22 protein-coding genes and 1 tRNA gene are annotated in these 19,452 nt (G+C 67.4%); 6 read left to right on the top strand and 17 right to left on the bottom strand.

The window, feature by feature from the left end:
- Positions 1 to 440 precede the first annotated feature (440 nt).
- Together ASF96_RS16695 and ASF96_RS02965 are read left to right on the top strand one after the other, a co-directional pair.
- Positions 441 to 881: a hypothetical protein gene (locus ASF96_RS16695; RefSeq protein WP_156458691.1), complete on the top strand. Its 441-nt coding sequence runs from the start codon at positions 441 to 443 to the stop codon at positions 879 to 881.
- Positions 882 to 966: 85 nt separating this feature from the next.
- On the top strand, positions 967 to 2,043 hold the full coding sequence (locus ASF96_RS02965) for a hypothetical protein (protein ID WP_156458690.1): 1,077 nt from the start codon (positions 967 to 969) through the stop codon (positions 2,041 to 2,043).
- Positions 2,044 to 2,305: 262 nt separating this feature from the next.
- On the opposite strand, the gene ASF96_RS02960 is transcribed toward ASF96_RS02965, so the two are convergent.
- The 10 genes from ASF96_RS02960 to ASF96_RS02920 all read right to left on the bottom strand — a co-directional run bounded on the left by ASF96_RS02960 (position 2,306) and on the right by ASF96_RS02920 (position 8,315).
- Entirely contained in the window at positions 2,306 to 2,956 is a 651-nt protein-coding gene (locus ASF96_RS02960) for a polymer-forming cytoskeletal protein (RefSeq protein ID WP_055935809.1), read from the bottom strand.
- Positions 2,957 to 3,189: 233 nt separating this feature from the next.
- The gene (locus ASF96_RS02955; RefSeq protein WP_055935807.1) at positions 3,190 to 3,642 is read right to left on the bottom strand and encodes a hypothetical protein; all 453 of its coding nucleotides are present in this window, start codon (positions 3,640 to 3,642) and stop codon (positions 3,190 to 3,192) included.
- Positions 3,639 to 4,181 (bottom strand): hypothetical protein, encoded by a 543-nt coding sequence (locus tag ASF96_RS02950; protein ID WP_055935805.1) that lies wholly within the window; start codon positions 4,179 to 4,181, stop codon positions 3,639 to 3,641. Before ASF96_RS02950 ends, ASF96_RS02955 begins: the two co-directional genes overlap by 4 nt.
- A gap of 2 nt (positions 4,182 to 4,183) precedes the next feature.
- Entirely contained in the window at positions 4,184 to 4,564 is a 381-nt protein-coding gene (locus ASF96_RS02945; protein WP_055935802.1) for a hypothetical protein, read from the bottom strand.
- Positions 4,561 to 4,836, bottom strand: a complete 276-nt coding sequence (locus ASF96_RS02940) for a WhiB family transcriptional regulator (protein ID WP_055935799.1) — start codon at positions 4,834 to 4,836, stop codon at positions 4,561 to 4,563. The genes ASF96_RS02945 and ASF96_RS02940 overlap by 4 nt, the downstream gene beginning before the upstream one ends.
- A 187-nt stretch (positions 4,837 to 5,023) precedes the next feature.
- Positions 5,024 to 5,659 carry a helix-turn-helix domain-containing protein gene (locus ASF96_RS16690; RefSeq protein WP_156458688.1) on the bottom strand — a complete coding sequence of 212 codons (636 nt, stop codon included), beginning with the start codon at positions 5,657 to 5,659 and terminating at the stop codon, positions 5,024 to 5,026.
- A 77-nt stretch (positions 5,660 to 5,736) separates the two neighbouring features.
- A complete protein-coding gene (locus ASF96_RS02935; protein WP_055935795.1) occupies positions 5,737 to 6,000 on the bottom strand; it encodes a hypothetical protein in 264 nt (87 codons plus the stop codon).
- Positions 5,997 to 7,112, bottom strand: coding sequence for a tyrosine-type recombinase/integrase (locus tag ASF96_RS02930; RefSeq protein ID WP_162239386.1), 1,116 nt, complete (start codon positions 7,110 to 7,112; stop codon positions 5,997 to 5,999). The genes ASF96_RS02935 and ASF96_RS02930 overlap by 4 nt, the downstream gene beginning before the upstream one ends.
- Before the next feature lie 80 nt (positions 7,113 to 7,192).
- Positions 7,193 to 8,044 carry a hypothetical protein gene (locus tag ASF96_RS02925; protein ID WP_055935789.1) on the bottom strand — a complete coding sequence of 284 codons (852 nt, stop codon included), beginning with the start codon at positions 8,042 to 8,044 and terminating at the stop codon, positions 7,193 to 7,195.
- Positions 8,045 to 8,117: 73 nt separating this feature from the next.
- Positions 8,118 to 8,315 (bottom strand): helix-turn-helix transcriptional regulator, encoded by a 198-nt coding sequence (locus tag ASF96_RS02920; protein ID WP_055935786.1) that lies wholly within the window; start codon positions 8,313 to 8,315, stop codon positions 8,118 to 8,120.
- Positions 8,316 to 8,414: 99 nt separating this feature from the next.
- Here ASF96_RS02920 and ASF96_RS02915 point away from each other — a divergent pair, with 99 nt between their 5' ends.
- Both ASF96_RS02915 and ASF96_RS02910 read left to right on the top strand, forming a co-directional pair.
- Positions 8,415 to 8,969 carry a helix-turn-helix domain-containing protein gene (locus tag ASF96_RS02915; protein WP_082509248.1) on the top strand — a complete coding sequence of 185 codons (555 nt, stop codon included), beginning with the start codon at positions 8,415 to 8,417 and terminating at the stop codon, positions 8,967 to 8,969.
- The gene (locus ASF96_RS02910) at positions 8,962 to 10,131 is read left to right on the top strand and encodes a tyrosine-type recombinase/integrase (RefSeq protein WP_055935780.1); all 1,170 of its coding nucleotides are present in this window, start codon (positions 8,962 to 8,964) and stop codon (positions 10,129 to 10,131) included. The genes ASF96_RS02915 and ASF96_RS02910 overlap by 8 nt, the downstream gene beginning before the upstream one ends.
- 49 nt (positions 10,132 to 10,180) lie before the next feature.
- Here the strand turns inward: ASF96_RS02910 and ASF96_RS02905 are convergent.
- Positions 10,181 to 10,270 (bottom strand) — tRNA-Ser (locus ASF96_RS02905).
- A 261-nt stretch (positions 10,271 to 10,531) separates the two neighbouring features.
- On the opposite strand from ASF96_RS02905, the gene ASF96_RS02900 reads away from it, so the two are divergent.
- Together ASF96_RS02900 and radA are read left to right on the top strand one after the other, a co-directional pair.
- Positions 10,532 to 11,485 carry an L-lactate dehydrogenase gene (locus tag ASF96_RS02900; protein WP_055935777.1) on the top strand — a complete coding sequence of 318 codons (954 nt, stop codon included), beginning with the start codon at positions 10,532 to 10,534 and terminating at the stop codon, positions 11,483 to 11,485.
- Positions 11,486 to 11,949: 464 nt separating this feature from the next.
- Positions 11,950 to 13,317 carry a DNA repair protein RadA gene (radA, locus tag ASF96_RS02895; protein WP_055935774.1) on the top strand — a complete coding sequence of 456 codons (1,368 nt, stop codon included), beginning with the start codon at positions 11,950 to 11,952 and terminating at the stop codon, positions 13,315 to 13,317.
- A 399-nt stretch (positions 13,318 to 13,716) separates the two neighbouring features.
- Here the strand turns inward: radA and ASF96_RS02890 are convergent, their stop codons facing one another.
- The 6 genes from ASF96_RS02890 to ASF96_RS02865 all read right to left on the bottom strand — a co-directional run bounded on the left by ASF96_RS02890 (position 13,717) and on the right by ASF96_RS02865 (position 19,306).
- Positions 13,717 to 14,127, bottom strand: coding sequence for a hypothetical protein (locus ASF96_RS02890; RefSeq protein ID WP_055833399.1), 411 nt, complete (start codon positions 14,125 to 14,127; stop codon positions 13,717 to 13,719).
- Positions 14,128 to 14,220: 93 nt separating this feature from the next.
- Positions 14,221 to 14,937, bottom strand: coding sequence for a FadR/GntR family transcriptional regulator (locus tag ASF96_RS02885; protein WP_055935772.1), 717 nt, complete (start codon positions 14,935 to 14,937; stop codon positions 14,221 to 14,223).
- A 25-nt stretch (positions 14,938 to 14,962) separates the two neighbouring features.
- Complete coding sequence (locus ASF96_RS02880; RefSeq protein ID WP_055935769.1) at positions 14,963 to 15,742, bottom strand: 3-oxoacyl-ACP reductase; 780 nt, start codon at positions 15,740 to 15,742, stop codon at positions 14,963 to 14,965.
- Positions 15,743 to 15,823: 81 nt separating this feature from the next.
- The gene (locus ASF96_RS02875) at positions 15,824 to 17,179 is read right to left on the bottom strand and encodes an aldehyde dehydrogenase family protein (RefSeq protein WP_055935766.1); all 1,356 of its coding nucleotides are present in this window, start codon (positions 17,177 to 17,179) and stop codon (positions 15,824 to 15,826) included.
- Positions 17,176 to 17,970: a gamma-glutamyl-gamma-aminobutyrate hydrolase family protein gene (locus tag ASF96_RS02870; RefSeq protein ID WP_055935763.1), complete on the bottom strand. Its 795-nt coding sequence runs from the start codon at positions 17,968 to 17,970 to the stop codon at positions 17,176 to 17,178. Before ASF96_RS02870 ends, ASF96_RS02875 begins: the two co-directional genes overlap by 4 nt.
- Positions 17,951 to 19,306, bottom strand: coding sequence for a glutamine synthetase family protein (locus ASF96_RS02865; RefSeq protein ID WP_055935760.1), 1,356 nt, complete (start codon positions 19,304 to 19,306; stop codon positions 17,951 to 17,953). The genes ASF96_RS02870 and ASF96_RS02865 overlap by 20 nt, the downstream gene beginning before the upstream one ends.
- Positions 19,307 to 19,452: the final 146 nt, after the last annotated feature.

Genomic DNA, 19,452 nt, shown 5'->3' with positions numbered 1-19,452 from the left:
GGATTCAGATTGAGCGATGTAGCGAACTACGCCTCTGGGCTGGAACAGTTTGAGCAAGATCTGACATCCGAGGCTCGCCATGCAGGACGCGTCAATGACGTCAACAGGCACAACCAACTTCGGATGCTTCAAAATGTCGCGCTCACTCAGATGGTCCACGGGGGATCCCACGAGACTGTCGCGAGGCGGCTAGGTGTAGGGGAAGATGTAGTCCAGGACGCCGTGTCGGGGCGTACCGACCTCAGTCTCACAGAAATGCGGCTGCTCTTTGGCGCCTGTGAAGTAGTGGTGGACTATGTCGTTCGCCCGGCTGGCCGACTTGTTAGCGTCGCAACCTGGATAGACCGCTTCCACGCACGCACGGTCAGACAGGAGCGCGACAACGACGGAAGCTGGGAAGACGTGCACGTCCTCCTCCAACGGAAGTACTTGAAGGATTGATGATCGTCTCTCTCGCGACACCCCAAATTTTACGAGTGCGCGCATCCCGGGGCGATGATCCTGAACCTACTATCGATTGGACCGTCCGTCTCGGTGACTTCGAATACGAGAGGAACGGCGTCAGAGGAGATAAAGTTTACCTTCGACCGTTCGTAGGACATTTGCGCGTAGACGGTGCGTCGGCGTGGGGTGACATCGACGTCACGAGTCTGCTCGTTTCAAACGAAGCAACTGATTTCGACGAAGTAATGGAAACGATCGAGACGACGGATGCTATCGAGACGCTGTACCGATTTGCCCGTGCCACCCTCGCCCCGCTAGTTCTTGGACTAGACGACTCGGCAGCGATCCCTGAGTTTTCTCCCGCTGCGACCGTAGAAAAGCTCGAATTGTCCGACGAAGAGCCTGATTCCGGAGATGCGCCTAACCCTGTCGATTGAAGATTCGACGTAGCGCGCACCACGCCATGTTCGAGTTCTTGGGCGCGGGCTTCCTCTTCTGGCAACCCACATATTGCGAGAAGCCATGAGCGGCAAGCGAGCTAGAGCTGCCAGACGCACGCAGGACGAAGATTGGGCTGCGCTCGATCGCGCCATGCTGTGCGATGACATCGATTGGATCTCCTCGATGGCGCAGGCGGGCGCGTCCACGGAGGCCTCGGGGATGCTAGGGCTCGTTCATCTGCAGTACTTTGCCCGTGTCACACACGAGGGCATGCAACTCGCGAAGCGGCAGCGCCCAGTCGATGCCAAGAAGTTCGAGTTGGTGAACGCAGAAGTTGTCGCAGCGGCGCGCCACTCGACGAAACTATTGGACGATTCGCACAAAGACCTTGATCAGATCGTGGCAGAATTCGATGCCATACGCCTCGATCACAGGCGCCACTTTGGCCCGCTTCTCAGTGTCGTCACGGCGGATGGTCGCCTGATCACTTCGTCCCGCACTTTTTCATATCAAACCCGCTGGCCCCTCGACAAGGCGATGCAGGCGCAAGGCAAGAATAACCCGCATTACATTGCCTCTTACGAGATGGGCCAGAAGCTAGCCTCCATCTCCATAATGTTCGGCCATCACCCTCGTCTCTACGAACTCGATTCAAGATCCATCGCGCCTGACCTTAGAATGAAGGACGCAAACACCTCAGAATTTGCCGCATCACACCTTGGCAAAAGACTTCCAGTTTCTGTGGCCGACGTGCTCATCATGACCCAAGCGTCAATAAATTCTGCGCTAATCATGCTGGAGCCTGCTCGCATTCGCTTTGAGAGCCAAGTATTCCGCGCGCGCTTCGTGGCTCTGGCGCATGCGCTGAGCGCCATCGAGCAAGTCCTCAGCAAATGGGGCAGGTTCGTCAATCATTCGTCAGCGCTTGAGGAGGTGCTTGCTTCCCCAGAGGCGATCGAGCTCCGGAGCATGCGAGCCTTGCGGAACCGATCGATGCACTACGGCGCTCCTGCATCGCTAAAAAACCTCGGACCGCGACAGATTGGCTACGGCCTCGTTGAGGCAACCTGTCCCGGGCGAACCTTCCGAGACGTGGAAGAGAAAACTACCTCCGTGTTGCGACGACTCTCGGACGCGTTCGGAGACGTATCTCAGTGATCTAGCTCAAACGCAGCAAGCGGGCGACGAAACCTTCCCCTGCGATGTATCCGCCTGCGGCGCTCTCTGCGGCACTGACGTTGCTGCGGGAGCGTCAGGTCATCCACGACTCCTCGTTTGACCTGCACGCTGGGAGGAGTCCAGGCTCGTCGGCGTTCCGATAGTCGGATTGGCGATAGCGACAGCGAATCCGGTCACCACCAAAGTCGAACCCGTCGTGCACGCTGTCCTGGCGACGCTGCGGACGCGTGGACCGTGTAGCTCATGAGGGTGCCGCCGGCATCCGTCGCAGGCGACCGGCGCTGGTAGTGCCGAGGGGAGTCGCCTCACCTTCGGCTGCAATGCCCACGACTCCTGGGCTTACCCGCACTCCGTCAGCGTCGATCTGGAGGACGTTGCCGCCGTACTGCAGGCGTGCGTAGCTGCCGCTGACTTGGACAACGGCGTTGCCCTTGAACACCTGGATGGTGTCCGCGTCGGTGAACACCTGGGCGCCGTTGGCGAAGGTGAGCGCGCCACCGGAAACGCCCGGGTCCATTGTCATGTCGCCGGCGCTGATCTTGCCCTCCACCTCGAGCTCACTCAGCAGGCGGGTGCGTCCCTCGATCGTCGTGTCACCTCGGAGGCGGGTCTCGGCAGTGACGTCGAGGGTTCCGGTGATCTCGACGGGGCCACTGAAGTCCACGTCGCCGGTCCAGTCGATCGTCCCGTCGCCGCGAAGCGCACCGGAGATCTGCGCGTACCCGCTGACCTCAAGGCCGCCATTCTCGATCTTGATGTAGCCGCCGTTGTAGACGCGGATGCCGCCACTGCCGATCGAGGCGCTCTGCAGGGGTGTGGCGACCTGCAGGCGGTCAACGTCATGGCGCAGGCGGCGGAGTTCGCCCCAGAAGTCGGAGAGGTCATCAACCATTTTCATGGTCCTTTCTGTGGTGGTTTCAGACGGCCGGGAATCGGCCGCGCGGCCAGGCGGGGCAAGGGAACGCCCGTTCGAACGGTGCCCTCACAGCCCCTGGTGGCATCGTGGAAAAAAACCGGGGAGAGACATCGGCAATACCCGGAGACCTTCCGTGAGGCGGGTTGGGGGCACCCCTCCCACCCCATCGAACATATGTTCGAATGGGCTCGCCTTGGTCGTCACTCGTGTCACCATCCGGCCTGGTCGTCGGCGACGCCGAGCTCGGCGAGGAAGGCTTGCCGATTGTCAGTGCTGCTCGTGTGCCTGACGGGCTGGCCTTCCTTGCGGGCGATGGGTCCGCGTGACTGTCGTTCGCCTGCGCGTTCCTGCAGGCGCTGCGCCTGTGCAGTGAGGGTGGCTTCGTCTTCCCCGGTGAGGAGTACTGCGTCGTCACGGGTGAGGTTGTGGTCGCTGATGAGACGGGCGATGAGCGCGTCCCGTCGAGTGGTGGTGAGTTCCTGCTCGAGCGCGGCGATGCGCTGTGCTGCGGCGTCTACACGCTCGGCTGCTTCCCGTGTCGCCGCATACTCGGCGCTCTCGGCGCCCAGGCGTTCGCGGACCTGGTGGTCGAGCTCTGCCTGCGTGTACGTACGGGGGCGGGCGATGTCGGCCGGCGTGGGGGTCCAGGTGGTGTCGGTCATCGCACCAGCCAGGCGTACGTGGCGGTGCGCTCGAAGGTGTTCTCCTTGCGGGTGACCAGGGCGCGCAGCTCACTGACGGCGTCGGCCAGGTCGGGGTGGTCCTGGGTGAACCGGTCGGTGACCTGACGCCAGTTGGCCTCGAGGCCTCGGCGGAAGATGGCGTGCGCGAGGCTGGTGTCTTTCTGGCGCAGGGCCCGGTCGATGACGGGGAGCGCGTCGGCCTGCTTCTCGATGCGATCGGCGCGATCCTGCGCGTCACGGAACGCGATGATGTCGGTCGAGCTGGCGCCGCTGCGGGACTCGATGCGGAGCATGCGTTCGCTGATGCCCTGCTCGATCAGCTGCTCCTCCTGAGCGCGGAGGGCGGACAGCTGGGAGCGGATGTCGACGCGGACCTCTTCGCGTTCGCCGGCCTTGCCCGCTTCGGAGAGGTTGGGGTCGCTGTCGATGTTACGGACGGTGGCCTGGTACGACTTGGAGAGGGTGTCGGCCTTCTCGCGGAGGGCCTGCACTTTGGCTTCGAGGATGTCGAGGGACATGGTCAGGGTTTCTTCTTCCGGTCGATGTACGTGAGGGCTTCGTCATTCGGGATCATCCAGGGCCCGTTCTCGTGGGCGTGGACCGCGGGGAGGGTTGCGTCTGCGCAGTGGTTTCGCACTGTGCGTTCGGAGACTCCTGCTGCCCGAGCGACCTGTGTTGTGTTCCAGTACTCACGTTCCTCTGTTGCCGCGCTTTGCCGCGGTTCGTTGCCGCGCGCGGCATCCTCGAGCAACGTGCCCTTGTAGATGTTCAGAAGGACGTCGTACAGGCGGGGGTCGCCGCGGTGCTTCACCCGGAGATCGTCGAGACGGGCGGCCTGCCACAGCATCCGCGCGTCGGTGGGCGTGAGGATGACGACAGGACCGTGCGTGAAAGCGCTCACCGTGCGAGACCCTTCGTCACTGCCTGGCCGTGGTGTCGGCCTGCCCAAAACCCAGCGTCGGGTTGCGCGGTGCGTGCATAGTCGGCGCACAAGTCGAACAATGGGCACCGGGTGCACACCATGCGCATGCGCTGCGTGTCGGTGGGGATGATGTTCACGCGCTCGGCAATGAACATCTCGTCGCTCTCGCACGCCGGCGGTGTATCTACACCGGCGAAGATGAGGGCTTCAAGCTTGTGGGCCGCTTCGTCCGCGCGACTGCGTCGACTCATGCGGCGTGCTCCCGTCGCGCTGCATGCCAGGCAGGTGAGTACTCGGCGACCTGACCGTCGTCGCGGGTGCCGCATACGCACCAGCCGGAGAGAGGGTCGAAGCGGTGTCGGTGGCCGTCGTGCCCGAACGCCGGTCGCATTTCGGATGCGACCGCGCCACCGCCGAGGTCTGCGTACGTTTCGCTGGTCATGCGCTCCCCCTCTCGGGTCTCATCTCGCAGTTCATGCATGTGCCGTCGCCGAGGATGCGGTGTTGGCCGGGTGGGCAGTACTCGCCGGGTTGGGTGGTCACGAGGGTCTTCGCTGGTAGTCGGTACGAGTCGATCGACGTCACCCCGTTGTCCCTCAGATTCCTGTTCTTTTCTCTTCTCTTCTCTTCGTGGCGAGGATCCTCGCCAGTTAGCTCGCCAGTTAGCTCGCCAGTTAGCTCGCCAGTTAGCTCGCCAGGTCGAGATGAGTTATCCACAGGCCCAGTGGCGAGGATCCTCGCCATGTCTACGGATCGTGAAGTGGCGAGGATGCTCGCCACCGGGGCGAGAATCCGCCATGCGGTCGAGCGTGAGCGAGAGGGAGTACGTTCGATCAACTTCGCCTCGACGAGAGCATCGAAAACGTTGCGAACGGTGCGACGGTTGAGAGACAGGCTCTTCCCGAGACTCTCCGAGGAAGGCCACGCGATGCGGTCGAGGTTGGCGTGCATGGCGAGCGCCGCGAGCACGCGGTTCATTCGGTCCTCGCCGATGCGGTGGCTGGTTTCTGGGATGGGCACTGTGAGCGCCCACCAGACGAGTTCGTCGTCTGCGACGACGCGAGCTCCCGTCATGTCTGGTGTGCCTTTCGGTTGGGTTATGGGTGCCCGTCGTGCCCTACGGGCGCCCGAAGTTCCGTTGTTGTGGAGGGTCAGACGTCTCGATTGCGGAGATGCTCGTCGATGTCGGGAACACGGCGCAGCTGCGGCCGCGCTTCGAGACGGTCCCATTCGTCGGCTAGCGCTAAGAGGCGGAGCGCGATGGCGCGGGCTCCGGGACGGTTGAGGAAGGGGTCGTTGAGGTCGACGTAGATTGCTGAAACGTTGTCGGTCTCGACGTCGCGCGTCAGGTGAATGACCTCCTCGGCATCCTCTTCGTCGAACGGTTCGGGCTCGGGGACGGTGATGGTTCTCATACGCGTGCCTGCTCTCGTGCTCGGTCGATGCCGCCGCGTCGGGCGCTGACAGCCTCGACCGCAGCGCGGAGTGTGTCGTCACCGACCTCGACGTAGAACCTGGATGTGGTGTCCGCGGAGGCATGGCCCATAAGCCGTTGCGTCGCGAACGTGTCTTTTGTGGCCGCGTAGGTGTCGGTGCCGAACTTGTGACGCAGCTTGTGAGCCGTCACCCCCGGTGGCAGTAGCCGGCTGATCTTCTTGGACACGTACGCCGCGGAGATGTGCCCGTTCGCCTGGCCGCGGAACACGAACCCCGCGCCACGGGAGTGAATCGCTCGAGCCAGATCTTCAGTGACGGGCATGATCCGAACCTTCGCCCCCTTCCCGTTGACACGGAGGGAGTACAGCCCGTCGCGAACGGTCAGGTCGTTGGCATGGATGCTGGCGACCTCGGCACAGCGCAACCCGAGCTCGGCCATGATGCGCAGCATGAGCTTCTCGTCCGCGTCGGCCAGGCCCATCGCGATAGTGAGGTCATCGTCTGACGCGGGCTGTGGCTTACCGTCCTCGGCCCTGATGATTGGCCACTTCTTCGTCACGTCTTTCTTGACGAGTCCGCGGTCTTTCATGAAGGCCCAGAGCTGGCGACACACGACGCGCTCTGCGCGCATCCGCCCGCGGGACCACCCCTTTGTCGCTACACGGTCCATCAGGTCGTCGAGGGTGATGTCTGCCGGGCTGAGGCCCGCGAAATCGCGACTTAGAGAGACGATCGCGCGGCTACGTGCCGTCACCGTGGACGACTCCTTGCCGGATCCGCGCAGGTGTCGGATGAACAGGTCGTGCTCTCGAGCCCATTCCGGTGTCGCAGGTACCCGCTGGCACCGGAACGTTTCCGTCATTGGGTCCTCGGCGAGCAAGCCCGCTTCGGCCGCCCACCGAGTGAGCACACGAATGCTGCTGACGAAGTTGCTTCGGGTCGTCTTGTTGGCGTAGCCCATCGCCACGACCATGACGCGTTCGTTAGTGAGCTCGCGAAAACCGATGTCGAGGACCGTCGCAAGCTTGCGCCAGTGCCCGAGACGGTTCTCGATTACAGGCTCAGTGATCCCCGCTGCACGGCACGCCATCTCACAGCGTGCAAGAGCTGTATCCCACCCCGGCGGCAAGCCTTGGTGGTCGCTTGGCGTGACAATGGCGCCGCGAGGCATCAAGACGCACCGCCGAGCAAGCGCCCCGTCATCTGCAGGAGATCGCCAGTTCCGACGCCGGCGGTGACCGCCGTCTTGCGGAGCTTGCTTACGGTGACGTGCTCGCCGAGAACGGCAGCCGCAGCGATAATGTCAACGCCGATAGTCGCCGCCTGCTCGACGGTGAAGACTCCGCCCTCTTCGCAAAATTCTCCGGCGAGGCAGATGCGCGGCCCCTCGCGATCGCAACTGAGGGCGTCGCCATCGACCGTGAACCACTGCTCGATGCTTGCTCCGCCGACCTTCCGCACAAACACGATGGACTCGACATGTTCGCCGTAGCCGTCAAGGTAGGTCTCCTGTGCGTCCGCCCACGCAGGCCGAACCTCGGCGATGAGATTGGCACGCGATGCCAGCCACCGTCCCTTCACGACATGCTCAGCGGCTTCGTCGGCGACGTTGCTGTCGCGGAGGCTCGCCCATGAGACGAATCGGTCGGTGCCTGGCAATCGACCCCACCCGCCGCCGGAGACGAACAGGTATCGACCGTTGGTGACGTAAGCGTTCGAGTCGTGCCGTCCGAAGGCGCCGAAGTCGAACGCGCCGACCTGATCCATCCACCACTGCACGCTCATCTGGATTCCGAGATTGATCGGCTCCCCGGTGAGGACGTCGTAGATGCGGATGACGTACAAGGTTGCGTCTGTGTATTCGGCCGGCTCAACGCGGTGCACATTCTGGTCGATCCAGAGAGGGTGCCCCTCGGGCAGCGGGGCGGGCGCGCCGTCGCCGCGGATGTTGAAGTTCACCGGCGCGTCGAAGAGAGACCGCAGGGACTCATGGATGACGGCGGTCTGGGTTATGGTTTTCACGACTGATCCTTCTGCTTTCTGGCGGTTGCCTTGGTCTTGCCCTCGCCCTGGCCGGCGGGGGCTTTGTTATTTCTCATGACGCCGCCGCTGTGCTGGTGCGTTCTGATGCCTCCAGCCAGGCAATGCAGTCGCGCTCGCGATAGACCACCGTGCGCGGCGTCGGCTTCAGATACTTCGGTCCACGGCCCGTGAATCGAAGTTGCGCCAGGTTGGCCACCGTCATACCCGGGATGAGCGCGGCCACCTCCTTCGGACTCAGGTACTTCTCCATCCGACCCTCCCTCGTGAGACACCTTTTCAGTGTTTATTGAGTACACCATAAGCGGGTTTAGTGTGATCACGCAACCCCGATCTTGATTAAGCTGGAGCCGTGGCCATACACGACGAACAGATCGCCCGAAGACTGCGAAGCACGCGGGAGGGCCTAGGCGTATCCCAAGAAGCGCTGGCCGAACTGATGAGTGTGCGGGGCCACGATTTTCGTCAGCAGACGGTCAACAAGATCGAGAAGAACCAGCGCCGCGTGCTGGCGTCCGAACTGGTCGCCCTCGCCGATTCACTGGGCGTCTCCGTCTCGGACCTGCTGGGTTTGGGGTCAGATCGCGCACCGTTGCTACTGTCGGGCGCTCGTCTCGAGGAGGCGACTCGCAATCTCCAGCACGCCTCGCTGGCATATGCGCGAGCGATGCTCAGCTTCGCTCTGGCCGCAGACGCTGCAAGCGACCTTCACGCGAATGATGCCTACTTCGCAACCGAACCCTTGGTCAAGCAGACGCCCGGATGGATCGCCACCGCGGATGTGGTGGGGAGTATCGAGGCGACATTGAAGAACACCCTGTCTGAGTCGCTCGGGGAGCACGCATCGAAGGTCTTGCGCGCCCTGAAGACGGAGCACGACTATTTCCACCGGGAAACCGATGGGTAGCGTCTACCCCTACGAGACGGCAGCCGGCAAGAAGCTTTATCGAATCGTCTACCGGCGCCCCGACAACACCCAGACGCAGGAACGCGGCTTCGCCCGAAAGCGGGACGCTGAAATCCGGCTTGCCGAGGTCGAGGTCTCGAAGGCCAAGGGCGACTACGTGAACCCGGCCGATGCGCAAGTTACTGTGGCGGCTATCGCTACGCCGTGGCTTGCCGGTCGCGAGCACGTCATGAAGGCCTCGTCCTACCGGTCACTCTCGAGCGCCTGGCAGACCCACGTCGCCCCGAAGTGGGGCGCGCGCCGCGTCGGCTCAGTGAAGTACTCCGAGGTCGAGACGTGGGTAGCCGAGCTCACCCGAGACCGGTCGGCGACGACCGTGCTCCGCGCGTACGGCTTGCTCGCGGCCGTGCTCGACGTCGCCGTGAAGGACAAACGGATCAGCCGCAACGTCGCGCGCGGCGTCACACTCCCGCGCAAGGTTGCGAAGTCGAAGCCGTACCTCACGCACCGCCAGGTCGCGGCCCTGGCGACGGCATCCGCGCATCCGACCCTGGTGACCTTCCTGGCTTACACGGGCCTCAGATGGGGCGAGGCGACCGCGTTGCGGGTTCGACATGTTGATGCGCTGCGGCGCCGTGTCAGCGTCGAAGAGAACGCCGTGATGGTCGGAACGGTGATCCACGTCGGCACGCCGAAGACACACGAGACCCGCTCTGTGCCCTACCCGGCGTTCCTGGCCATGTCGATCGCGAAGCTCTGCGCGGGGAAGGGCCGAGACGATCTTCTGTTCGGTGACGGCAGTCTTCACATGCGTCTCCCGAACAGCCGGGACGGGTGGTTCGCGGCCGCTGTGCGCCGTGTTCTCGACGACGAGACGCGCGCTGCGGCCGAGGCGAACGCTCGACGCGAGGATGAGCCGGCGCGGATGCCGCGCGTCACCCCGCACGACCTGCGCCACACGGCCGCTTCACTCGCGATCAGCTCCGGCGCCAACGTGAAAGCCGTGCAACGGATGCTGGGTCACGCGTCCGCGAGCATGACGCTCGACACCTACGCCGACCTCTTCGACGACGATCTGGACGGCGTTGCCACGGCGCTCGACGAGGCTCGGCGCTCAGCAGGTGTTGCCGAAATGTTGCCACAGACGCCCGCGACCTCATGACGAAGGCCCCGCCTGCCGCGTAATTTCGCGGGAGTCGGGGCCTTCGTGGTGGCGGTGACGGTGGGATTTGAACCCACGGTAGGGGTGAACCTACACAACATTTCGAGTGTTGCACCTTCGGCCGCTCGGACACGTCACCGCCGAACAGCTTACGACACTCGACGGGATGCCGCGAATCCGAGCGGGTCGACGGGCCCTCGGCGTCGGCCGCGGGCCGAACTCCTGAGAAACCAGGCCGCCGACGCCCGCTACGCGATGCGGAGCCCACCGCGCACCGCATCTCAGGACTTCGGCCCGGCCCGCGCCGCCACCGCCCGCACCGCCGAGCCCCCGGCATCCGTTCGTCCACCGTCGAAGCACCCCCCTGGAACCGGTTCGCGACCGCTGCCAGGATCGGAGCATGAGCGTGATCGAGAACTCCAAGCTGACGGTCGTGGGCGCGGGAAGCGTGGGGGCGAGCGTGGCGTACGCGGCCCTCATCCGCGGATCGGCGCGGCACGTCGCGCTCTACGACATCGCCACCGAGAAGGTCGAGGCCGAGGTGCTCGACCTCGCCCACGGCACGCAGTTCACCGGCACCAGCGACATCACCGGCGGCAGCGACGTGTCGGTGGCCGAGGGGTCGCACGTCGTCGTCATCACGGCCGGCGCGAAGCAGAACCCGGGCCAGACCCGCACCGAGCTCGCCGCCACGAACGCCGGGATCATCCGCGACATGATGCCGGAGTTGCTCGAGGTCGCACCGAACGCCGTCTACGTCATCGTCACGAACCCCTGCGACGTGCTCACGGTGCTCGCGCAGCAGGCGACCGGCCTGCCGACGCGCCGCATCTTCGCCTCGGGCACGGTGCTCGACACCTCGCGTCTGCGGTGGCAGCTCGCCCAGCGGGCGGGGGTCAGCACCGCGAGCGTGCACGCGTGGATCGTCGGCGAGCACGGCGACACCGAGTTCCCCCTGTGGTCGACCGCCACGATCGGATCCGTCCCCATCACCGAGTTCGAGCTGCCCGGAGGGGGCCGCTTCACCACGGAGGAGTTGGATGCCATCGCCGTCGACGTGCGCGATGCCGCGTACAAGGTCATCAAGGGCAAAGGGGCGACGAACTACGCGATCGGCCTGTCGAGCGCGCGCATCGTCGAGGCGATCCTGCGCGACGAGCACGCCATCCTCCCCGTGAGCACCGTGCTACAGGACTTCCACGGCATCGACGGCATGGCCCTGTCGGTGCCGTCGATCGTCTCGGCCCGCGGCGCGGTGCCCCTCGTCGGCACGCCGTTCTCCGACGCCGAGCTGGGGCTTCTGCGCCGCTCGGCCGACGCGTTGACGACGGTGGCGGAGTCGCTGCGCGACTGACGCGGGGCTCTTCACGGCGGGCCGGGCGTCGGGCGCGGAGTGCGGCACGGCGCGGCGCGGCGGTTCGCGCATAAACGCTATCCGTGCGCATAAACGCTCTCTCACCGCGTTTACGCGCGGGAATGGCGTTTGTGCGTGGGGGCCGCCGGCAGCGGGGCACGGATGCCGCCCCGGCCCAGCCCGCCGCCGCGCCCGGTCGGGCCACACCCGCCCCGGCCACACCCTCGCCCAGCCGAGCACGCCCCGCCCAGTCGCACCCCCGCCCGGTCGCACCCCGCCGCGCTACACCTCAAGCCCGGCGCGGCGCGACGACTCACCCATAAACGCCGTTCCTGCGCATAAACGCTCCCCCACCGCGTTTATGCGCAGGAACGGCGTTTATGCGCGAGCGGCCGCCCGACAGCAGATCCCGGATGCCGCGGCCCGGCGCCGGCGATGTCGGGGGCCCCGCGTAGCCTGATGCCATGGCATCCCGACGTCCCGCTGCAGCCCCCGCTCCGTACCGCTGCACCGAGTGCGGGTGGACGACGGTCAAGTGGGTCGGCCGGTGCGGGGAGTGCCAGTCGTGGGGCACCGTGGTCGAGGCCGCCGAGCAGACGGGCATCGTCCGATCGATCGTCCCGGTCGCTCCGGGCGCGGCCCGGATGGCCCGGCGCATCACCGAGATCGACACGCAAGACGCCCCCCGGCGCACCAGCGGCGTCGGCGAGTTCGACCGCGTCCTGGGCGGCGGCATCGTTCCGGGTGCGGCGATCCTGCTCAGCGGCGAACCCGGCGTCGGAAAGTCGACGCTGCTGCTCGAGGTCGCCGCGCAAAGCGCCCGCGCGGGGCGACGCGTGCTCTACGCCAGCGGTGAAGAGTCCGCCGCCCAGGTGCGTCTGCGCGCCGAGCGCACCGGCGCGCTCCACGAAGAGCTGTTCCTCGCCGCCGAGACCGACCTGGCCACGATCCTCGGGCACATCGACCAGGTCGAGCCCGGCCTGCTCATCGTCGACTCGGTGCAGACGGTGTCCTCCTCCCACAGCGACGGCGCCGCGGGTCAGCCGGCGCAGGTGCGCGAGGTCGCGTCGGCGCTCATCCGTGTCGCGAAAGAACGCGGGCTGCCTGTCATCCTCGTCGGCCACGTCACCAAAGACGGCTCGATCGCCGGACCCCGCATCCTCGAGCACCTCGTCGACGTGGTGTGCCACTTCGAGGGCGACCGGCAGACGTCGCTGCGCTTCGTGCGCGCGCTCAAGAACCGCTTCGGCCCCACCGACGAGGTCGGCTGCTTCGACATGACCGGCACCGGCATCTCCGAGGTGTCCGACCCGAGCGCCCTGTTCCTCGGGCACGGCGAACCCGAGCCGGGCACGTGCGTCACCATCGCGATGGAGGGCCGCCGCGCCCTGCCCGTCGAGATCCAGGCACTCGCCGTGCGCCAGACGGCACCCAACCCGCGGCGCATCGTGAACGGCGTCGACTCGTCGCGCGTGGCGATGGTCCTCGCCGTGCTCGAGAGCCGCATGGGCCTCACCCTGTCCGACCGCGACGTGTATGTCTCGACCGTCGGCGGGGTGCGCCTGGTCGAGCCCGCGGCCGACCTCGCCATCGCCATCGCTGTGGCCAACGCCGTGAAGAACCGCAAGGTGTCGAAGCGCCTCGCCGCGATCGGCGAGTTGACGCTCACCGGCGAGATCCGCAACGTCACTCAGGCCGCGCAACGGGCGTCCGAAGCCAGGCGCCTGGGCTATCACACGGTGCTCGACGCCTCGTCGCGCAAGCTCGCGCAGGCGCTCAACGAACTGCAGGTGCGCGGCATGCCGCGCGACGACAGCGAACCGGGGTTCTGAGCCACTCGGACCGACGCCGCGACGCTGCGGTCGAGGTGCCTCCGTCAAGGTCCCGTGGTCGAGGCGCCGCGATCTCGACGCCGCGCTCAGGCGCCGCGGTCGAGGTCCCGCGACGGTGGGATCACGCTGCGCTGAGCAGCGGACGACCCGAACCGGGCCGGGTGAGGGCGTGAAAGATCCCCCGGAACGATAAACCCGCGTCGTCGATCAGCGACCCGGAGGAGCGGCCCGCCGGCGGCGGTGCGGCGACGTCATGCCCAGAACCGCGGGGATGACAAGTCCGGCGGCGCACACGGCACCGGCGATCAGGAACTCCATGTCCCCGAGTCTTGCACGCGTCCCTCACCCGCGCGAGTCCGATACTTCACCCGCGAGCGGGGGTCGGTCCGCGGTCGGGCCTCAGGCGTCGAGCGCGGCGATCAGATCGGCGGGCGACGCCTGGATCGGGTGCGGCCCCGCGATGTCGAGGAACACCGAGGTGATGGCATCCTGGTGCGCTCCGAGGAACGCGCGCAGCCACTGCGGCGACTGCAGCGCCACGTGCGGCGGCAGCGTCTCGGGCTTGTGGGCGGCGTCGCTGAACAGCAGCAGTGCGATCTCGCCGGAGTCGGGGTCGCGGTACGTCCACACCTCGCCGACGTCGAGCGGGTTGTCGGGGTCTCCCGCGCTCATCAGCGGAACCACCGTCGGCCCGTGCCGCAGGGCGAAGGCGATCGCCGCCATGTCCTGGGTCTGCAACGCATCGGTCAGCGCGGTGTTCTTGAAGTCCACGGCGACCTTCTTCCCCTTGCGCTTTTTGCCTCCCGCCATCCTCCGAGCCTAACCGCGGCTCCTCGGCTCCGCGGCGACGCGTCGCGGAACTGCACCGCGCGGCCGGGCTACTCGAGGCCGAAGCCCCGCTCGCTACGCCAGGAACCCGCGCAGCAAGGCCTCCGACCCGGCCAGGTGATCCCGCATCGCCGCGTGGGCGGCATCCGGTCTCCCCGCCAGGATCGCCGACACGATCGCCGCGTGCTGCGAGGTCGAGTGATCGATGTTGCGCGGCAGCAGGGGGAACGTGTCGAGCCAGGCGTTCACACGCGCCCGGTTGTCGGCGACGAGGGGCACGAGCGAGGGGATGCCGGCGAACTCCGCGATCGTCAGGTGCAGCAGCGTGTCCAGGCGCCGGTAGTCCGCGCCGGAGGCCGTGGCCGCCGCCTCGTGCCGAGCCCAGAGCACATCGCGCTCGTCGGCCGACAGCGCGCGGCCCGCGGCGGCCCACGCCGCCCCGGTCTCGAGCACGCCGCGCAGCGCGATCACGTCGGCGAGCTCGGTCTGCGCCACCGCCGCGGGCTCCGACGGACGCGGCACGGGGTCGATCACGAATGTGCCGCCGTAGCGTCCGCGCCGCGTCTCGAGCCATCCGGCGTCGGCCAGTTCGCGGATCGCCTCGCGCACGGTGTCGCGACTCACGCCGTACAGCGCGGCGAGCTCGCGCTCCGCCGGAAGGGACTCCCCGGGAGCGACCAGGCCGAGACGAACGGTCTGCACGATGCGCGCCGTGGTGTCTTCGAGCGCGTTGCCGCTGCGCACCGGCCGGTACACGGCTCGGCGCAGGTCGTCGAGCGGCGCGTCTGTCACCGTCTCAGCCTGTCATGTCACCGGTTCACAGGGGCGTGACGTAGGCGTTGGTGATCCCGCCGTCGACGACGAACGCCGTCGCGGTGATGAACGACGCGTCGTCGGATGCCAGGAAGGCCACCGCCGCGGCCATCTCGTCGGGCTCCGCGAACCTCCCCATCGGCACGTGCACGAGCCGACGCTGCGCCCGCTCGGGGTCTTTGGCGAACAGCTCCTGCAGCAGCGGCGTGTTGACGGGTCCGGGGCACAGGGCGTTCACGCGGATGCCTTGGCGGGCGAACTGCACGCCGAGCTCGCGGGTCATGGCGAGCACGCCGCCCTTCGACGCCGTGTACGAGATCTGCGAGGTCGCCGAGCCGAGCAGCGCCACGAACGACGCCGTGTTGATGATCGATCCCCGGCCGGCGGGCACCATGTGCCGCAGGGCGGCGCGCGAGCACAGGTAGACGCTCTTCAGGTTGACGTCTTGCACGCGGTCCCAGGCGGGCAGCTCGGTCGTCTCGATCGAGTCGTCGTCGGCGGGCGAGATGCCGGCGTTGTTGAACGCGATGTCGACGCTGCCGAGGTCGGCGGCCACGCCGTCGAAGAGGGCGTCGACCGATGCCTCGTCGGCCACGTCGACCTGACGGAAGACGCCGCCGACCTCGGCGGCGGCCGCGGTGCCGGTGGTCTCGTCGAGGTCGGCGATCACGACGCGCGCGCCTTCCGCGGCGAAGCGGCGCGCGGTGGCGAGGCCGATGCCGCTCGCGCCGCCCGTGACGATGGCGACGCGGCCGCCGAGACGCTGGGTGAGGTCGATGGTCATTGCGGGTGGTTCCTTTCGAGCGGTACCGCGTCCCCCTGTCTGTTCGGGGGCAAGTGGGGAATGGGGGTCAGGGTGACGGGTTCACTCGGTGGCGTAGAACACGTTCTTCACCTCGGTGAAGTGCTCGGCGGCATCGGGACCCAGCTCGCGACCGAGGCCCGACGCCTTCATGCCGCCGAAGGGCGTCGAGTACCGCACCGAGGAGTGCGAGTTCACCGACAGCACGCCACTGCGGACGGCGCGGGACACCCGGATGCCACGGCCCAGGCTCTCGGTCCAGATCGAGCCCGCGAGGCCGTACGCGCTGTCGTTGGCGAGGCGGATGGCATCCGCCTCGTCGTCGAAGGGCATCACGGCCAGGACCGGACCGAACACCTCCTCGCGAGCGACGCGGTCGCCGGGCTGCGCCAGCACCACGGCCGGGGCGAACCAGAAGCCGTCGCCCTCGGGCGCGGATCCCCGGAACGCCACGTCGGCCCCGTCGAGGAAGCCCTGCACGCTGGAGCGGTGCGAGGCCGAGATGAGCGGCCCCATCTGGGTGTCCTCCCGCGTCGGGTCGCCGACCTTCCAGGCCGACACGGCCGGTTCGAGCAACTCGAGGAACCGGTCGAAGACGCTCCGCTGCACGAGCAGGCGGCTGCGGGCGCAGCAGTCCTGCCCCGCGTTGTCGAACACGGAGCCCGGGACGCCGGCCGCCGCCTTCTCGAGGTCGGCGTCGGCGAAGACGAGGTTCGCGCTCTTGCCGCCGAGCTCGAGGGTCACCGGTTTGAGCATTCGCGCGCACCCGGCGGCCACCTCGGTGCCGACCTCGGTCGAGCCGGTGAAGACGACCTTGTGCACGTCGGGGTGCGAGACGAAGCGCTGGCCCACGACCGAGCCCGAGCCGACCACGACGCGGAAGAGCCCCTCGGGGAGCCCGGCCTCGAGCGCCAGCTCGCCGAGCCGGATCGCCGTCAGCGGGGTGAGCTCGGCAGGCTTGAGCACGACGGCGTTGCCCGCGGCGAGCGCCGGCGCGAAACCCCAGGCGGCGATGGTCATGGGGAAGTTCCACGGCACGATGATCCCGACCACGCCGTAGGGCTCGTGGTAGGTCACGTCGAGCCCTCCGGCGACCGGGATCTGCGACCCGATCAGGCGTTCCGGCGCCCCGGCGTAGTAGTTGAGCACCTGGGCGACGTGCTGCGCCTCCCAGCGGGCCGAGCCGATGGGGTGGCCCGAGTTCTTCACCTCGAGCGCGGCGAGCTCGTCGACGTGCGCCTCGACGACCCGGGCGAACGACCGCAGCGCGTCGGCGCGGGCGACGGGGGCGAGGGCTGCCCACGCGCGCTGAGCGCGCACGGCGTCGGCGACGGCGGCATCCACCTGGGCGAGATCGGCGCGCTCGATGGTCGTGATCGGCGACCCGGTCGAGGGGTCGGTGACGGTGAACGTGCTCATGCGAGAGCTCCCTGGTGCTCGGAGGTGGAGATGTCGGTGCCGGAACGCGCGGCGCGATACGCCGCCGCCGCGGCGACGAGTCCCAGGAACAGCCGCCGGTCTTCGGCGTTCTCTTCGGGATGCCACTGGACGGCCACGAGGTAGTCGTCGCCCTCGGCCTCGACGGCCTGCACGAGTCCGTCGTCGGTGCGCGCCGTCACCCGCAGGCCCGCGCCCAGTCGGTCGACGCCCTGGTGGTGGTAGCTGTGGACGGTGAGCGATCCGGCGCCGACGAGACCGGCGAGTCGGGTCGAGGCATCCACCTCGACGACGTTCTCGGCGAAGACGCCTCCGCCCACGCGGTACCGCTCGGTGCCGAGGGCCTCAGGAAGGTGCTGGTGGAGCGTGCCGCCGAGGGCGACGTTGAGAAGTTGCAGCCCCCGGCAGATGCCGAAGATGGGGATGCCGCGCTCCCGCGCCCCCGCGAGGAGTGCGAGTTCCCAGGCGTCGCGGTCTGCGCGCGCCGGGTCGGTGAGCGGGTGACGTTCGGCGCCGTAGAGCTCGGGCTGCACGTCGAGGCCCCCGGTGAGGATGAGGCCGTCGAGCCCGTCGAGTACGGCGGCGGCCGCCCGCTCGGGGCGCGGCTGCGGCGGCAGCAGCACGGCGCTGGCCCCCGAGGCGGTGACGGAGTCGAAGTACTGCTGCGGCAGGAACGATGCCCGCACGTCCCACACGCCCTGCTTCGCTCGCTCCAGGTAGGTCGTGAGCCCGACGACGGGTGTCCGGGTCGGATCAGAGGCGCTCGAAACCACGCACCCGCTCCCAATCGGTCACGGCGGCGTCGAAGGCCTCGACCTCGATGCGCGCCTGGTTGAGGTAGTGCTCGACGACGTCGTCGCCGAAGGCGGCGCGGGCGATCGTCGACGCGCGGAACAGCTCCGCCGCTTCCCGCAGGGTCGTCGGCAGCGTGTCGACGCCCGAGGTGTAGGCGTTGCCCGAGAGGGGCTCGGGAAGCGGCAGCTCGTTCTCGATGCCGTACAGGCCGCCGGCGATGATGGCCGAGATGGCGAGGTAGGGGTTCACGTCTCCGCCGGGCACGCGGTTCTCGACCCGCAGCGACGAGCCGTGGCCGACGACGCGCAGCGCGCACGTGCGGTTGTCGACGCCCCAAGCCACCCCGGTGGGCGCGAACGAGCCCAGCGCGAAACGCTTGTACGAGTTGATCGTCGGCGCGTACAGCAACGTGAATTCGCGCAGGGTCGCCAAAATGCCGGCGATCCAGTGCTCCATGAGGGGGCTGAAGCCGTGCGCGCCGTCGCCCGCCATCACGGCGTCGCCGCCGTCGCCGCGGACCGACAGGTGGATGTGGCAGCTGTTGCCCTCGCGCTCGTTGAACTTGGCCATGAACGTCAGCGACTTGCCGTGGCGGTCGGCGATCTCTTTCGCGCCGTTCTTGTAGATCGTGTGGTTGTCGGCGGTCTCGAGCGCTTCGGCGTAGCGGAAGGCGATCTCCTGCTGGCCGAGGTTGCACTCGCCCTTCACGCCCTCGCAGTACATGCCCGCGCCGTCCATGCCGAGGCGGATGTCGCGCAGCAGCGGCTCGAGCCGCGTGGTGGCGAGCAGGTTGTAGTCGACGTTGTAGTCGGTCGAGGCGCGCAGGCCCGTGTACCCCTTGGCCCAGGCTTCGCGGAAGGAGTCGTCGAAGACGATGAACTCCAGCTCCGTGCCCGCGTAGGCGGTGAGTCCGCGCTCCGCCAGACGCGCGCGTTGGGCGTTCAGGATGCCGCGGGGCGACTGCCCGACGTGCCGACGGTCTCCCCACGCGAGATCCGCCATCACCAGCGCCGTGCCTGGCTGCCAGGGGAGGCGGCGGAGCGTGTCGAGGTCGGGGACCAGCAGCATGTCGCCGTAGCCCGTCTCCCAGCTCGACATGGCGTAGCCGTCGACGGTGTTCAGGTCGACGTCGACCGACAGCAGGTAGTTGCAGGCCTCGGCCCCGTGGGGCAGCACCTCGTCGCGCCAGAAACGCGCCGCGACGCGCTTGCCGACGAGGCGGCCCTGCGCATCGGGGAAGGCCACGACGACCGTGTCGATCTCGCCGGCCTCGATCGCGGCATCCAGTTCTGCGGTGGTGAGATTGCCCGCCATGGTGTCCCTCTCGCCTGCTCGTCGCGACCTCGCGTGCGGAGGTCGTAACGAGGAACTTACACGCCAAAGGTAGACAGGTCGACCAATAGAAGGCCATGATTCTGCGCAGGCGCTCCTGAAGCCTGCCCGTTACCGTCTGGAGGCCC

The sequence above is a fragment of the Microbacterium sp. Leaf179 genome (genome assembly GCF_001423785.1).
GTDB lineage: Bacteria > Actinomycetota > Actinomycetes > Actinomycetales > Microbacteriaceae > Microbacterium.
Note: the sequence above shows the minus strand (reverse complement) of the source record. Positions and strands in the feature narration are given on the sequence as shown.

Excerpts from the sequence above, each read along its gene's own strand:
- ASF96_RS02955 (WP_055935807.1), bottom strand. The coding sequence starts at position 3,642 with ATGACCGACACCACCTGGACCCCCACGCCGGCCGACATCGCCCGCCCC.
- ASF96_RS02965 (WP_156458690.1), top strand. The coding sequence starts at position 967 with ATGAGCGGCAAGCGAGCTAGAGCTGCCAGACGCACGCAGGACGAAGAT.
- ASF96_RS16690 (WP_156458688.1), bottom strand. The coding sequence starts at position 5,659 with ATGACGGGAGCTCGCGTCGTCGCAGACGACGAACTCGTCTGGTGGGCG.
- ASF96_RS02865 (WP_055935760.1), bottom strand. The coding sequence starts at position 19,306 with ATGGCGGGCAATCTCACCACCGCAGAACTGGATGCCGCGATCGAGGCC.
- ASF96_RS16695 (WP_156458691.1), top strand. The coding sequence starts at position 441 with ATGATCGTCTCTCTCGCGACACCCCAAATTTTACGAGTGCGCGCATCC.
- radA (WP_055935774.1), top strand. The coding sequence starts at position 11,950 with ATGGCATCCCGACGTCCCGCTGCAGCCCCCGCTCCGTACCGCTGCACC.
- ASF96_RS02950 (WP_055935805.1), bottom strand. The coding sequence starts at position 4,181 with ATGTCCCTCGACATCCTCGAAGCCAAAGTGCAGGCCCTCCGCGAGAAG.
- ASF96_RS02880 (WP_055935769.1), bottom strand. The coding sequence starts at position 15,742 with ATGACCATCGACCTCACCCAGCGTCTCGGCGGCCGCGTCGCCATCGTC.
- ASF96_RS02960 (WP_055935809.1), bottom strand. The coding sequence starts at position 2,956 with ATGGTTGATGACCTCTCCGACTTCTGGGGCGAACTCCGCCGCCTGCGC.
- ASF96_RS02930 (WP_162239386.1), bottom strand. The coding sequence starts at position 7,112 with ATGGCGTGCCGTGCAGCGGGGATCACTGAGCCTGTAATCGAGAACCGT.
- ASF96_RS02910 (WP_055935780.1), top strand. The coding sequence starts at position 8,962 with ATGGGTAGCGTCTACCCCTACGAGACGGCAGCCGGCAAGAAGCTTTAT.
- ASF96_RS02920 (WP_055935786.1), bottom strand. The coding sequence starts at position 8,315 with ATGGAGAAGTACCTGAGTCCGAAGGAGGTGGCCGCGCTCATCCCGGGT.
- ASF96_RS02935 (WP_055935795.1), bottom strand. The coding sequence starts at position 6,000 with ATGAGAACCATCACCGTCCCCGAGCCCGAACCGTTCGACGAAGAGGAT.
- ASF96_RS02875 (WP_055935766.1), bottom strand. The coding sequence starts at position 17,179 with ATGAGCACGTTCACCGTCACCGACCCCTCGACCGGGTCGCCGATCACG.
- ASF96_RS02900 (WP_055935777.1), top strand. The coding sequence starts at position 10,532 with ATGAGCGTGATCGAGAACTCCAAGCTGACGGTCGTGGGCGCGGGAAGC.
- ASF96_RS02890 (WP_055833399.1), bottom strand. The coding sequence starts at position 14,127 with ATGGCGGGAGGCAAAAAGCGCAAGGGGAAGAAGGTCGCCGTGGACTTC.
- ASF96_RS02940 (WP_055935799.1), bottom strand. The coding sequence starts at position 4,836 with ATGAGTCGACGCAGTCGCGCGGACGAAGCGGCCCACAAGCTTGAAGCC.